This is a genomic window from Curtobacterium sp. MCSS17_005, from assembly GCF_003234225.2.
In the GTDB taxonomy this organism is placed as follows: Bacteria; Actinomycetota; Actinomycetes; order Actinomycetales; family Microbacteriaceae; genus Curtobacterium; species Curtobacterium flaccumfaciens.
Genome location: NZ_CP126258.1, coordinates 2,723,040 through 2,735,733 on the forward strand (window position 1 = coordinate 2,723,040; position 12,694 = coordinate 2,735,733).

The window sequence follows — 12,694 nt, forward strand, 5'->3', positions numbered from 1 at the left end:
CCGGCCAGCCATCTAGGTTGGGCCCGGGGCCCCGGAAAGGAACCGCCATGAGCATGGAGAGCGCAGCCTGGAGCTCGCTGTACAAGATCTCGTCCGCGCAGGGCGGCAAGCACGGGTTCTCCCGCGCGTCCGTCCGGCGGATCCTGACGTTCGCGGTGCCGTACCGGGCGAAGCTGCTGGTCTTCATCGGCCTGTCCGTCGTCGGCGCCTTCCTCGCGGTCGCGACGCCGGTCCTCGCCGGGCAGGTGGTCGACGTCATCGTCGCCCGCGGTCAGGTCGCGACGATCGTCCGGTTGGCCGTGGTCATCGCCCTGGTGGCCGTGGCCGACGCCGCCGTGTCGCTGACGACGCGGTGGTACTCGGCGCGGATCGGCGAGGGCGTGATCCTGGATCTCCGCACCGCCGTCTTCGACCACGTGCAGAAGATGCCCATCGCGTTCTTCACCCGCACCCGGACCGGTGCGCTCGTGAGCCGCCTCAACAACGACGTGATCGGCGCCCAGCAGGCCTTCAGCGGCACGCTGTCCGGCGTGGTCACGAACCTGGTGGCGCTGGTCCTCACCCTGATCGTCATGCTCAGCACCTCGTGGCTCGTGACGGTCCTCGCCGTCGTCATGCTCCCGGTCTTCCTGGTCCCCGCGCGCCGGATGGGCAGCCGTCTCGCCGCGCTGCGCCGCGAGGCCGCCGACCACAACTCCGCGATGAGCACCCAGATGACCGAGCGCTTCTCGGCACCCGGCGCCACCCTGGTCAAGCTGTTCGGCCGGCCCGACGAGGAAGCCGAGGAGTTCCGCGTGCGCGCCGCCCGGGTCCGCGACATCGGTGTCCGGACCGCGATGCTGCAGTTCGTGTTCTTCACCGCGCTCATGCTCGTCTCCGCCCTCGCCCTCGCGCTGGTCTACGGGCTCGGCGGCTTCCTCGCGCTCGCCGGCCGCCTGGACACCGGTGAGGTCGTCACCCTGGCGCTCCTGCTCACTCGGCTGTACGCCCCGCTGACGAGCCTGGCGAACGCCCGGGTGGAGATCATGAGCGCCGTGGTCAGCTTCGAGCGCGTCTTCGAGGTGCTCGACCTCGAACCACTCATCCAGGAGCAGCCCGACGCGGTCACCATCGCCGACGGCCCCGTCTCCGTCGAGTTCGACGACGTCCGGTTCGCCTACCCGTCCGCCGACAAGGTGTCCCTCGCCTCGCTCGAGGAGGTCGCCACGCTCGACACCCGCGGCGGCGAGGAGGTGCTGCACGGCCTGTCCTTCCGGATCGAGCCGGGGCAGACCGTCGCCCTGGTCGGCTCGTCCGGGGCCGGCAAGTCCACGGTCGCGCAGCTGCTCGCACGCCTGTACGACGTCGACAGCGGCGCCGTGCGCCTGGCCGGGACGGACGTCCGCGACGTCACCTTCGCCTCGATGCGGCACACCCTCGGCATGGTGACGCAGGACGGCCACCTGTTCCACGAGACCATCCGCTCCAACCTGCGGTTCGCCCGGCCCGAGGCGTCCGACGACGAGGTGTGGGACGCCGTCCGCCGTGCGCGGCTCGAGCCGCTCATCCGGTCCCTCCCCGACCAGCTGGACACCATGGTGGGTGAACGCGGCTACCGGCTGTCCGGGGGCGAGCGCCAGCGGATGACGATCGCCCGGCTCCTGCTCGCCCAGCCGCGCGTCGTCATCCTCGACGAGGCGACGGCGGCACTCGACTCGACGTCCGAGGCAGCGGTGCAGGCAGCGCTCGGCGAAGCGCTCGAGGGGCGGACGGCGATGGTGATCGCGCACCGGCTCTCCACGATCCGCAGCGCGGACGTGATCCTCGTGGTCGAGGACGGCTCGATCGTGGAGCGCGGCACGCACGACGAACTGCTGGCCGCGGGTGGCCGGTACGAGGAGCTGCACCGCACACAGTTCGCCGCGCAGGAGAACGTCGCGGCCGATGTGCAGGCGGCGGACTGAACGCGCGGCGGGTGGGTCCCAGCAATCGAAGTGGGGCCGGCAACAGAGAAGGCCCCCTGACCCAGGGGATCCTGGACGAGAGGGCCTTGCGTGTAGCGAGGGCGGGACTTGAACCCGCGACCCCACGATTATGAGTCGTGTGCTCTAACCAACTGAGCTACCCCGCCAGAGATCCGGAGCGGCACGCGCACCGGGTCGGAGCCCCGAGTCAGGATTGAACTGACGACCCCCTCCTTACCATGGAGGTGCTCTACCACTGAGCTATCGGGGCGATGTGCCGCGAACGGCACCACACGAGGATAGCAGACCTCCGACGCTGCTCCGGAACCGGGCGAGACGCCCGGGCGTGCCGCGTCGTGGGCCGCTAGTTCGCGTTGGTCTCGAGCCACGCCAGCGGGTCCACCGGGACCCCGTCGACGTGCACCTCGAGGTGCAGGTGCGGGCCCGTGGAGTTGCCCGTGCTGCCGACGAGGCCGAGGATGTCGCCGACCTCGACGTGCTGGCCGGTGACCACCTTGAAGGAGTTGTCCTCCATGTGGCCGTAGACGCTGACGAACTGCTTGCCGTCGACGTCGTGCTCGACCCAGACGTCGTTGCCGAAACCGCCGTCGTTCGCCTGCACCTTGATGACGGTCCCGGCGGCGATGACGCCGATCGGGGTGCCCTCACCCGGGGCGAAGTCGACGCCCATGTGGTTCGTCGAGCAGAACGAGCACCCGGCGACCTGGCGTCCGCCGAAGCCCGAGGTGATCGGGACTCCGGTCAGGAACGGCCACTGGATCGTGCCGGTCGGGTCGTTCGTGAAGCTGGAGGAGTCGACGTTCGCGTACTGCGTGGCATCGGACACCGTGTACTGGTCGCGGGCGGTCGAACCATCGGCCGAGGCACTGACCTGCATGGACTGGGTGGCGCCGTCGACGGTGGCACGGGCCGCTGTCGAGCCGGAGGCCGGGACCCAGAGCGCCTGCGCCGGCAGAGAGGTCGAGACGACGAGGCCGGCGGCGAAGAGCAGTGCGCCGACCGCGGTCACACGGGAAGCAGCACGGCCGAAGGACGCGCCCTGCTTCGGGGACGGCGCTGCTGCAGGGGTCGTGGCGGCGGTGGACCGGATGTGAAGGGTCGCGCGGTCGACCGGGGTCTTCGTGGCCGGACGGCTGCTGCGACGACGCGACGCGGGGACCTGCCCGGCGACCCGACGCGGCTGCGACACCGAGGGAGCGGGGGTCACCGGCTGCGCCTGCACGTCGGGCGAGGTGGGGGCCGGCGGCGTGGCGATGCGGGAGGCCGGGCGCGCGGGCGAGGCCGGTGCGAGGTCGATCGGCGACACGGGGGCCGCGGGGGTTCCCGGCGTTGCCGCCCCGATCACGTCGTCGAAGCTCGGACCCGTCGAGCCCTGTCCCTCGTGCACCACGACCGCGCCCTTCGCCGCTGCCCGTTCTGCCTCGATCCGAGCGCGTCGGGTCAGGTGGACGACCGGGGTGGCGGCGTCGACGGAACCGTCGGTGGGAGCGGACGACAGAGGAGTACGGGGCATGCGTGCGGTGGCGATCCTGATCGGGGAAGGGCTCGTTGGATGGTAACGAGCAGATAACGGGACCTGAGCACGCTAGCAAACGTCGTCGCACGTCGCCAGTCGTGGTCGCGTCCACCCGGCACCCCCAGACCTGGGGCCCGGCGCGTCGTCAGGCCCGCTCGGCTCCGAGCGCACCCGCCTCGAGCCCACGGACCAGGGCCTCGAGCTCGTCGACGACCGCCGGGCTCGCGAACAGGAAGGAGCGGGTCCCTCCGGCCTCCCAGATGCGGATCGCCGCGCCGGCCTCCTGCGCGACGAGGGCCCCACCGGCCATGTCCCACGGGTTGATCCCGCGCTCGTAGTACGCGTCCACCACGCCCGCGCCGACGGCGCAGCAGTCGAGCGACGCCGCTCCCCCACGGCGGATGTCCCGCACCTCGCCGATGAGTACGGCGAGCACCGCGACCTGCTCCCGACGACGGTCGGCCGTGTACCCGAACCCGGTCGCGACGAGCGTCTCGGCGAGCGAACCGGGCGCGGCGACGGACAACGGGTCCCCGTCACGGGTCGCTCCCTGGCCGACGGCCGCGCGGAAGACGGTGCCCGTCGCCGGCGCCACGACGACGCCCGCGATCGGCTCCCAGGTCATCGGGTCGGGTGCGCCGCGCACGACGCCGATGCTCACGCCGTACTCGGCGCTGCCGTACAGGTAGTTGACGGTGCCGTCGATCGGGTCCACCACCCAGGTGATGCCCGAGGCGCCGGAGGCCGACCCGGACTCCTCGCCGTGGAAGGCGTCGTCGGGGCGGGCCTCGGTGATGCGGGCGCGGATGAGCGCCTCGACCTCACGGTCGGCGGCCGTGACCACGTCGACGATGCTCGACTTCCGGTCCGCGACCTCGACCCCCTCGGCGCGGCGGCGTGCGGCCAGCGCCGCTGCGTCACGGGCGATCGACTCGGCGAGGTCGGCGAACTGGGACGGTGTGGGGTCGGATGCCATGCACCCATCCTCCCGGAAACACCATCGGCCCCGTCCGCAGTGGACGGGGCCGATCAGATGGTGGCAAGTGAGGGATTCGAACCCCCGAAGGCTACGCCGGCTGATTTACAGTCAGATCCCTTTGGCCGCTTGGGTAACTTGCCATGCGCACCCAGCCGGTGTGATCACCAACCGAAGGCGCGCACAAAAGCATAGCGGATGGCTGACGGTGGTCGTGACCATCGGCCCTGGACGCGACCACGCACCCACCAGGGCCCGCGCACGGGGGCCGAACCGGGCCTCCCTCCCCATCGGCACGGCCCGGACGCCGCTGGCGCGTCGCCCGGGAACCGGCGACGTGGGCCCACCGCCGTTAGGCTGTTCCGCATGGCAGACAGTTCCTTCGACGTGGTCAGCAAGGTCGACAAGATGGAGGCGGAGAACGCCCTCAACCAGGCGGCCAAGGAGATCGAGCAGCGGTACGACTTCAAGGGCGCCGACGCCTCGGTCGCGTTCAGCGGTGAGGACGTCCTGATCAAGGCGAACTCGGAAGAGCGCGCCAAGGCCGTCCTCGACGTGCTGCAGAGCAAGGCGATCAAGCGGAACATCAGCCTGAAGAGCCTCGACGCAGGCGAGCCGTACCCCTCGGGCAAGGAGTACCGCATCGAGGTGAAGTTCAAGAACGGCATCGAGCAGGACGTGGCGAAGAAGATCGGCGCGTTCCTGCGGGCCAACGCCCCGAAGACGGTGAAGAGCCAGATCCAGGGCGACGAGCTCCGCGTGTCGTCGAAGAGCCGTGACGACCTGCAGAACACGATCCAGCTCCTCAAGGGTGAAGAGTTCGACGTCCCGTTGCAGTTCATCAACTTCCGCTGACCCGCGGCCCCTGCGACCGACACCCGACACCGGCACCCCGTGGAGCACTGGCTCAGCGTCGTCATCACCGTCCTGCTCGTCCTGCTGGACCTGGCGATCCGCGTCTTCTCGATCATCTACGTCCCGATCAACCGGAAGCCGCAGACCGCGACGGCGTGGCTGCTCGCGATCTTCCTCATCCCCTACATCGGCTTCATCGTCTTCCTGGTCATCGGGTCGACGAAGCTCCCCCGCGCCCGTCGCGAGAAGCAGACCGAGATCAACGCGTACATCCTCGAGCAGACCGAGGGCATCGAGCGGGTACGTCGTGACCACCCGTGGCCGGCGTGGCTCGAGAGCGTCACGCGGCTGAACCGCGAACTCGGGGCGATGCCGTTGGTCGGTGGCAACTCCGCGGAGCTCTACCCCGACTCCGAGGAGTCCATCGCCGAGATGACCCGGGCGATCGACCAGTCCCGACGGTTCGTGCACGTCGAGTTCTACATCGCGACGCTCGACGACACCACGCGCCCGTTCTTCGAGGCGCTCGCGCGGGCGCAGGCACGTGGCGTCACCGTGCGGTTCCTGCTCGACCACTGGGCCAGCCGCGGCTACCCGGGCTACAAGGACACCCTGGCGTTCATGGACCAGGCGGGCATCGAGTGGCACCTGATGCTGCCGCTCCTGCCGCTGCAGGGGAAGTTCCAGCGCCCCGACCTCCGGAACCACCGGAAGATCATGGTGATCGACGGCTCCGTCGCGTTCACCGGCTCGCAGAACCTGATCGACGCGTCGTACGACATCAAGTCCCACGTCGAGAAGGGCATGGTCTACAAGGACCTGTTCGCCCGGTTCGAGGGACCGGTCGTCGCGGGGCTCAACGCCCTGTTCGTCACGGACTGGTACAGCGAGACCGACGAGCTGCTGCTGCGCGAGAGCGACCCCGTCCAGCGGGCCGACCGCGGCGATGCGCTCGACTGCCAGGTGGTGCCGTCCGGGCCGGGCTTCGACGGCGAGAACAACCTGCGCCTGTTCAACGCGCTGCTCTACTCGGCGCAGCAGAAGGTCTCGATCACGTCGCCGTACTTCGTGCCGGACGACTCGATGCTCTACGCCATCACCACGACGGCGCAGCGCGGGGTCGACGTCGAGCTGTTCGTCGGTGAGATGGGCGACCACGCGATGACCTGGCACGCGCAGCGCTCCTACTACGAGGAACTCCTGCGGGCCGGCGTGCGGATCTGGCTGTACCGCGCGCCGACGATCCTGCACGCCAAGCACTTCACGATCGACGACGAGGTGTCGGTGATCGGGTCGAGCAACATGGACATGCGGTCGTTCAGCCTGAACCTCGAGGTGTCCGTGATGGTGCGCGGGCACCGCTTCGTCGACGCCCTACGCGAGGTGCAGGACGCCTACAAGGAGCACAGCTTCGAGCTCACGCTCGACGAGTGGATCGACCGTCCGCGCCGGTCCAAGGTACTCGACAACGTCGCGCGGCTCACGGCGGCGCTGCAGTAGCCGTCTGGAGGCCCGGTGCGGGTCCGGCAGGTGCGCTCAGCGCATCGGGACGAGGGACGCCAGGGCCCCGACCACCCGCTCGAGCGGGCCGCGGCCGAGGAACCGCCGCCACAGCATCGCGAAGACCACCGAACCGAGGGCGAACCAGCCCCAGGCCTCGCCCGACTCCGGGTAGGTCGGCAGCATCGCGATGACCACGAGGTGCCCCGAGTACACCGTCAGCGGCATCGACCCGACGGCGGCCAGGGGGAACGCGATCCGCTCGGCGACACGCCCGCGGCCGTCGAACACGAGCAGGCAGAGGGCGATGACGGCGACCGCCACCCCGGCCGTCCCCACCACGTCGACGACCGACGACGAGTGGTCGCGCGGGGACAGGAACAGCTGCGCGAGGGCCTGGCCTGGGGTCGACGCCTCGCCCGCGTACGGGACCCCGGGGAACGCCAGGGCCGCGTCGTCGGGCAGCGGAGCGAGGACCGCCCCGGCGACGTACGCGGTGGCGGCGACCAGCGCACCGGACACGAGGAGCGCGACCTGCCGGCCACGGTCCTCCAGGCCGGCCCGCGCGACCGCGAGACCGACCAGGACGTACGCCAGGAAGGTGACCACGGGGTAGACCAGGCCGAGCTGGACGCCGATCATGCCGGCGTCCGCGTAGGCCGGCGCGATCGTCAGCGCGGCGAGCGGCGACAGCACCGCGCAGAGCGCGGCGATGCCGAGCAGCGCCGCCGGTCGGACGCGGAGCACCGGGACCACGAGCAGGAACAGCACTCCGTAGATCGGCAGGATCACGTACACGGGGGTGTCGAGTGCCATCAGGGCGAGCCCGACGACGACGACCACCACGGCGCGGATCGCGAGCCGGGCACGGATGCGGCCGATGGCGGGCGGGCCGGGCGGGTCGGTGCGGCCGCTCGTCAGACCGATCGAGACCCCGGCGAGGACCGCGAACAGCGTGGACGGTCGGCCGTGGGCGACGGCGGTCCAGGTGGCGGGGTCGGTCCAGTCGAGCTGCTCCGCGATGCCGCCGATGTGGGCGGCCATCATGCCGAGCAGCGCGACCGCTCGGGCCACGTCGACGCCCTGCAGCCGCATCCCCGACGCGGACGCGCCCCGCACCGCTGTGGGCGGGACGGGGCGCGTGTCGGTCATGGTCGTCAGCTCGTCGGGGTGTCGACGCGTCCGAGCGAGACCTCGATCATCTCGTCGCGCGGCACCACCTTGATGCGCTCACGCCCGTCGACCGCACCGAGCGCCTGCTCGTGGGTGTCGAGGTGGTGCCAGCCCTCGAGGTCGGTGTACTCGACACCGCGCTCGCGGAGCAGGGCCGGGATCGCCTCGTCGGAGGGCTCCTCCGGGGTCCACCAGCTCGCCTGGTCGTTGACGATGTGCTGCACGGTCTCCATCGCGTCGGACTTCGTGTGCCCGATGAGCCCGACCGGACCGCGCTTGATCCAGCCGGTGGCGTACACCCCGGGGATCTGCTGGTTGTCGTCGTCGAGGACCTGGCCCTCGTGGTTCGGGATGACGCCGTGGCGCTCGTCGAACGGCACCCCTGGCAGCGGGGAACCGAAGTACCCGACCGCGCGGTAGGCGGCCTGGATCGGGACCTCGCGGATCTCGCCGGTGCCCTCGACGCCGCCCTCGCCGTTCGGACGGGTGCGCTCGTACCGGATGGCGGTGAGCTTGCCCTGCTCGTCGCCGACGAACTCGATGGGCTTCGCGTAGAAGTGCAGGTGGAGCCGACGGCTGGCCTGGCCGACCTCGCGCGTGCGCCACTGCTCGAGGACACGGTTGATCACCATGACCTGCTTGTTCGTCGCGATCGCGGTCTTCGAGGCCTCGTCGTGGTCGAAGTCCTCGTCGTAGACCACCATGTCGACATCGCGGACCTCGCCGAGTTCGCGGAGCTCGAGCGGCGTGAACTTCACCTGTGCCGGGCCGCGCCGGCCGAAGACGTGCACGTCCGTGACGGGTGATGCCTTGAGGCCCTCGTAGACGTTCGCGGGGATCTCGGTCGGCAGCAGGTCGTCGGCGTGCTTCGCCAGGATGCGGGAGACGTCGAGGGCGACGTTGCCGACGCCGATGACCGCGACGCTCTCGGCGTTCAACGGCCAGGTGCGCGGGACGTCGGGGTGGCCGTCGAACCAGCTCACGAACTCGGCTGCGCCGTACGAGCCGTCGAGGTCGACACCGGGGATGTCGAGGTCGGCGTCCTTGATCGCACCGGTCGAGAACACGACCGCGTTGTAGTGCTTCTTGAGGTCCTCGAGGGTGATGTCCTCGCCGTAGCGGACGTTGCCGAACAGCCGGACGACCCCGCGGTCGAGGACGTCACGCAGGGCGTTGATGATGCCCTTGATGCGCGGGTGGTCGGGTGCGACGCCGTACCGGACCAGACCGTAGGGCGCGGGGAGCTGCTCGAACAGGTCGATCGACACGTCGTAGCCGTGGGCCTCGCGCAGCAGGATGTCCGCGGCGTAGATGCCGGCCGGGCCGGCGCCGACGATGGCGAGTCGGAGGGTGGGCACTGATCGTCTCCAGTTCGTTCGGGTGGGGGTTCCCGGGGGCCTCCCGACCGGGCCGCGGTGCGTGCGCCGTCGGGAGGGGTGTTCAGCGGCTTCGGTCGACGACGGAGTCCGCGAAGCGGGTGAGTGCCCGTTTCACGGTGCCGTCGGGGAGCGGGGCGAGGGCGGCGACGGCTTCGCGGGCCCAGGCGACGGCGACGGCTCGGGTCGCCGCGGTGGCCTCGTGCTCGCGGAGTGCGGCGACGGCCGACTGGTACGGCGCCGAGTCGACCACGTCGTCCGGCGCACCGTTGACGTCGCGCTCGATGCGCTCGACCAGGTGCTGCGCGGACGGGTCGGTCGCGGCCATCCGGCGCAGCTGCAGGACCGGCAGGGTGTCGACGCCGGCACGCAGGTCGTTGCCGGCGATCTTGCCCGTCTTGTCCGTCGCGGGGGCGAGGTCGATGACGTCGTCGACGAGCTGGAAGGCGACGCCGACCTTCTCGCCGAAGGTCCCGACGGCGTCGAGGTAGGCACGGTCGGCACCGGAGAACATCACGCCGGCACGTGCCGCGGTGGCGATGAGCGAACCGGTCTTGTCGCTGAGCACCTGGATGTAGTGCTCGAGCGGGTCGTCGTCCGGCTGCGGCCCCGTGGTCTCGTGCAGCTGCCCCATGCAGAGGCGCTGGAAGGTCTCGGCCTGCATCCGGATGCCCTCGGTGCCGAGGTCGGCGGTGATCAGGCTGGCGCGGGCGAAGAGCAGGTCGCCGGTGAGGATCGCCACGTTGTTGCCGTAGGTGATCTGCGCGGCGGGGACCCCGCGGCGGACGGGCGCCTCGTCCATGACGTCGTCGTGGTACAGCGACGCCAGGTGCGTGGTCTCGATGCTCACCGCGGCCTTGACCACGGCGTCGGTCACGCCGTCACCGAGCTGGGCGATGAGGAGCGTCAGGGTCGGGCGGATGCGCTTGCCACCGGCGGACAGCAGGTACCGGCTGGTGGTGTCGGCGAGGGTGTCGGTGGAGCGCATGGCGTCCTCGAGCCCCTGCTCGACGAGTTCGAGCCCGTCGTCGACCGCGGAGATGAAGCGTCGGTCGGCGGGCGTGGCGAACAACCGCTCGCCGATGCCCAGCGATGCGCGCAGGCTCGGCGCGCGACGTGCGACCGGGACGCTCGGATTCAAGTGCTGCTCCGTCTTCGGGGGTGGTGACCGGTCAGTCGGCGGCCGGGTCGACGCGCGGCTGCTCGCCGGTGTTCTGGTGGTCACGGCGGGCCTTCGCACGCCGTGCCGCGGACTCGCGCACCGTGTCGGCGACGGGCTTGCGGCCACGGTGCAGTGCGACGATACCGGCCGTCAGGTTGCGGTAGGCGACCACCGAGAAGCCGACACCGCGGAGCCACTGGGTGAGCACCTGCTGGTCGGGCCACGCGTCGATCGACTCGGCGAGGTAGCGGTAGGCGGCCGGGTTGCTGCTCGAGAGCCGCGCGATGCCCGGGAGCACGCGCTTCAGGTAGGTGCCGTAGCCGAAGCGCAGCAGGGCGCGGGGCGGCGTCGAGAACTCACAGATGACGACGCGGCCACCGGGCTTCAGGACGCGCAGCATCTCGGCGAGCGCCTGCTTCGGGTCGTTCACGTTGCGCAGCCCGAACGAGATCGTGACGGCGTCGAACGTGTCGTCGTCGAAGGGCAGCTGCTCGGCGTCGCCCTCGACGAAGGTGATCTCGGGGTGGCGTTCACGGCCGACGGCGATCATGCCGGCGGACAGGTCGAGCGCGGTGACCTCGGCGCCCTTCTTGGCGAAGGCCGCCGCGCTGGTCCCGGTGCCCGCGGCGATGTCGAGGACCTTCTCGCCGGGCTGCGGGTCGACCGCGCGGACGGTGGCGACACGCCACAGCGGAGCGTTGCCCGCCGACAGGATGTCGTTCGTGAGGTCGTACTTGGCCGCGACGTCGTCGAACATCGCCGCCACCTCGTCCGGGCGCTTGTTCAGGTCCGCTCTGCTCACACGGTCAATCCTAGAGGTCCCGACCGAGCGTTCACCGGACTCGCAGCCACCCGGGCGGTGCGGGATCGGCGCGTAGCATCGGAGCCGTGACCCGAACCACCACGGCGGCGCCCCCGCTGACGGTCTCGACCCGGATCCTCGACGACCCGGGCGCCGTCCTCCGCCACACGCTCCGCGACCGTCCCCTCGCCTTCGTCCGGAACGGCGACGGCATCGTCGGCATCGGTGAGGCGCTCCGGTTCACCTTCACCGGCCCCGACCGGATGCGTGACGCCGCGGCCACCTGGCGCAGCATCGTCGAGACCGCCGTCGTCGACGACCCGGTGCAGCTGCGCGGGTCGGGGCTCGTCGCGTTCGGGTCGTTCGCCTTCGCCGACGACTCCGCCGACGAGAGCGTGCTCATCGTGCCCCGGGTGGTCCTCGGTCGGCGTCGCGGCAAGGCCTGGCTGACCGCGATCGACACCACGCTCGGCGCGGAGCAGCTGGCCTTCACCCGGACCTCGGTCCCGGTCCCCCACGTCGGACCGCACGTCTCCGTGGCGCTGCGTCCCGGGCACATCGACGAGGACACCTACGCCGCCAACGTGACCGAGGCCGTCCGCCGCATCGTGGCCGGGAGCGCCCGCAAGGTGGTGCTCGCCCGCGACCTCGTCGGCACGCTGCCGCAAGGAGCCGATCGACGGGCGGTCCTGCTCGACCTCGCGGCCGCCTACCCGCAGTGCGTGACCTTCGCGGTGGACGGGCTGGTCGGCGCCACCCCCGAGACCCTCGCCCGCACCGACGGCACGCGGTTGACCGCACGGGTGCTGGCCGGCAGCGCCGCCCGGGGCACCGACGAGGTGTCCGACCGGGCCGCCGCCGAGGCCCTGGCCAGCAGCGCCAAGGACGTCGAGGAGCACACCTTCGCGATCGACAGCCTGCTCGCGGCCCTCGCCCCGCTCGCGACGGACCTGCGCGCCGACGCCGAACCGTTCCGGCTGCAGCTGCCGAACCTGTGGCACCTGGCGACCGACGTGCAGGCCACGCTGCCGCCCGACACCACGTCGCTGGACGTCGCCGACGCCCTGCACCCGACGGCCGCGGTCGCCGGCACCCCGACGGACGTGGCCGTGCGGCTCGTCGCCGAGCTCGAGGGCGTCGACCGCGGCCGCTACGCCGGGCCGGTCGGCTGGATGAGCGCGACGGGCGACGGCGAGTGGATGCTCGCGCTCCGCAGCGCGCGGATCGACGACGACGGGACCGTCCGGGCCTGGGCGGGGGCCGGGATCGTGGCCGGTTCGGAGCCGGCGCGCGAGGTCGCGGAAACGGCCCTGAAGTTCCGGCCGATCACGGACGCGCTGGCCTGAGGCAGGCGCGCGACCCACGCGGTC

At 71.2% G+C, this 12,694-nt stretch carries 10 protein-coding genes and 3 tRNA genes; 4 read left to right on the forward strand and 9 right to left on the reverse strand.

Annotated features, from left to right (window positions below; translation table 11 throughout):
* Positions 1-47 precede the first annotated feature (47 nt).
* Positions 48-1,943, forward strand: a complete 1,896-nt coding sequence (locus DEJ20_RS12935) for an ABC transporter ATP-binding protein (protein ID WP_111235605.1) — start codon at positions 48-50, stop codon at positions 1,941-1,943.
* Positions 1,944-2,036: 93 nt separating this feature from the next.
* Here DEJ20_RS12935 and DEJ20_RS12940 read toward each other — a convergent pair.
* The 5 genes from DEJ20_RS12940 to DEJ20_RS12960 form a co-directional block, all read right to left on the reverse strand.
* Positions 2,037-2,110, reverse strand: a tRNA-Met gene (locus DEJ20_RS12940).
* A gap of 32 nt (positions 2,111-2,142) precedes the next feature.
* A tRNA-Thr gene (locus DEJ20_RS12945) sits at positions 2,143-2,214 on the reverse strand.
* A gap of 93 nt (positions 2,215-2,307) precedes the next feature.
* Positions 2,308-3,477 (reverse strand): M23 family metallopeptidase, encoded by a 1,170-nt coding sequence (locus DEJ20_RS12950; protein ID WP_111235606.1) that lies wholly within the window; start codon positions 3,475-3,477, stop codon positions 2,308-2,310.
* Positions 3,478-3,625: 148 nt separating this feature from the next.
* Positions 3,626-4,456 carry an inositol monophosphatase family protein gene (locus DEJ20_RS12955; RefSeq protein WP_111235607.1) on the reverse strand — a complete coding sequence of 277 codons (831 nt, stop codon included), beginning with the start codon at positions 4,454-4,456 and terminating at the stop codon, positions 3,626-3,628.
* Positions 4,457-4,514: 58 nt separating this feature from the next.
* Positions 4,515-4,599 (reverse strand) — tRNA-Tyr (locus DEJ20_RS12960).
* 223 nt (positions 4,600-4,822) lie between these two features.
* On the opposite strand from DEJ20_RS12960, the gene DEJ20_RS12965 reads away from it, so the two are divergent.
* Entirely contained in the window at positions 4,823-5,311 is a 489-nt protein-coding gene (locus tag DEJ20_RS12965) for a YajQ family cyclic di-GMP-binding protein (protein WP_111235608.1), read from the forward strand.
* A gap of 39 nt (positions 5,312-5,350) precedes the next feature.
* Positions 5,351-6,811 carry a cardiolipin synthase gene (gene cls, locus DEJ20_RS12970; protein ID WP_111235609.1) on the forward strand — a complete coding sequence of 487 codons (1,461 nt, stop codon included), beginning with the start codon at positions 5,351-5,353 and terminating at the stop codon, positions 6,809-6,811.
* Between the two features lie 36 nt (positions 6,812-6,847).
* Here the strand turns inward: cls and DEJ20_RS12975 are convergent, their stop codons facing one another.
* From DEJ20_RS12975 to DEJ20_RS12990, 4 genes are all read right to left on the reverse strand, one after another.
* Positions 6,848-7,963 carry a heparan-alpha-glucosaminide N-acetyltransferase domain-containing protein gene (locus tag DEJ20_RS12975; RefSeq protein ID WP_111235610.1) on the reverse strand — a complete coding sequence of 372 codons (1,116 nt, stop codon included), beginning with the start codon at positions 7,961-7,963 and terminating at the stop codon, positions 6,848-6,850.
* A 5-nt stretch (positions 7,964-7,968) separates the two neighbouring features.
* The gene (locus tag DEJ20_RS12980; protein WP_111235611.1) at positions 7,969-9,342 is read right to left on the reverse strand and encodes an FAD-dependent oxidoreductase; all 1,374 of its coding nucleotides are present in this window, start codon (positions 9,340-9,342) and stop codon (positions 7,969-7,971) included.
* 82 nt (positions 9,343-9,424) lie between these two features.
* Positions 9,425-10,501 carry a polyprenyl synthetase family protein gene (locus DEJ20_RS12985; RefSeq protein ID WP_027466355.1) on the reverse strand — a complete coding sequence of 359 codons (1,077 nt, stop codon included), beginning with the start codon at positions 10,499-10,501 and terminating at the stop codon, positions 9,425-9,427.
* A 31-nt stretch (positions 10,502-10,532) separates the two neighbouring features.
* Positions 10,533-11,324 carry a demethylmenaquinone methyltransferase gene (locus DEJ20_RS12990; protein ID WP_017888622.1) on the reverse strand — a complete coding sequence of 264 codons (792 nt, stop codon included), beginning with the start codon at positions 11,322-11,324 and terminating at the stop codon, positions 10,533-10,535.
* Positions 11,325-11,410: 86 nt separating this feature from the next.
* Here DEJ20_RS12990 and DEJ20_RS12995 point away from each other — a divergent pair, with 86 nt between their 5' ends.
* Positions 11,411-12,670 carry an isochorismate synthase gene (locus DEJ20_RS12995; protein ID WP_111235612.1) on the forward strand — a complete coding sequence of 420 codons (1,260 nt, stop codon included), beginning with the start codon at positions 11,411-11,413 and terminating at the stop codon, positions 12,668-12,670.
* Positions 12,671-12,694: the final 24 nt, after the last annotated feature.

Bases quoted from the DNA above. Each gene is read 5' to 3' on its own strand.
- DEJ20_RS12950 (WP_111235606.1), bottom strand. From the start codon at position 3,477: ATGCCCCGTACTCCTCTGTCGTCCGCTCCCACCGACGGTTCCGTCGAC.
- DEJ20_RS12975 (WP_111235610.1), bottom strand. From the start codon at position 7,963: ATGACCGACACGCGCCCCGTCCCGCCCACAGCGGTGCGGGGCGCGTCC.
- DEJ20_RS12935 (WP_111235605.1), top strand. From the start codon at position 48: ATGAGCATGGAGAGCGCAGCCTGGAGCTCGCTGTACAAGATCTCGTCC.
- DEJ20_RS12965 (WP_111235608.1), top strand. From the start codon at position 4,823: ATGGCAGACAGTTCCTTCGACGTGGTCAGCAAGGTCGACAAGATGGAG.
- DEJ20_RS12955 (WP_111235607.1), bottom strand. From the start codon at position 4,456: ATGGCATCCGACCCCACACCGTCCCAGTTCGCCGACCTCGCCGAGTCG.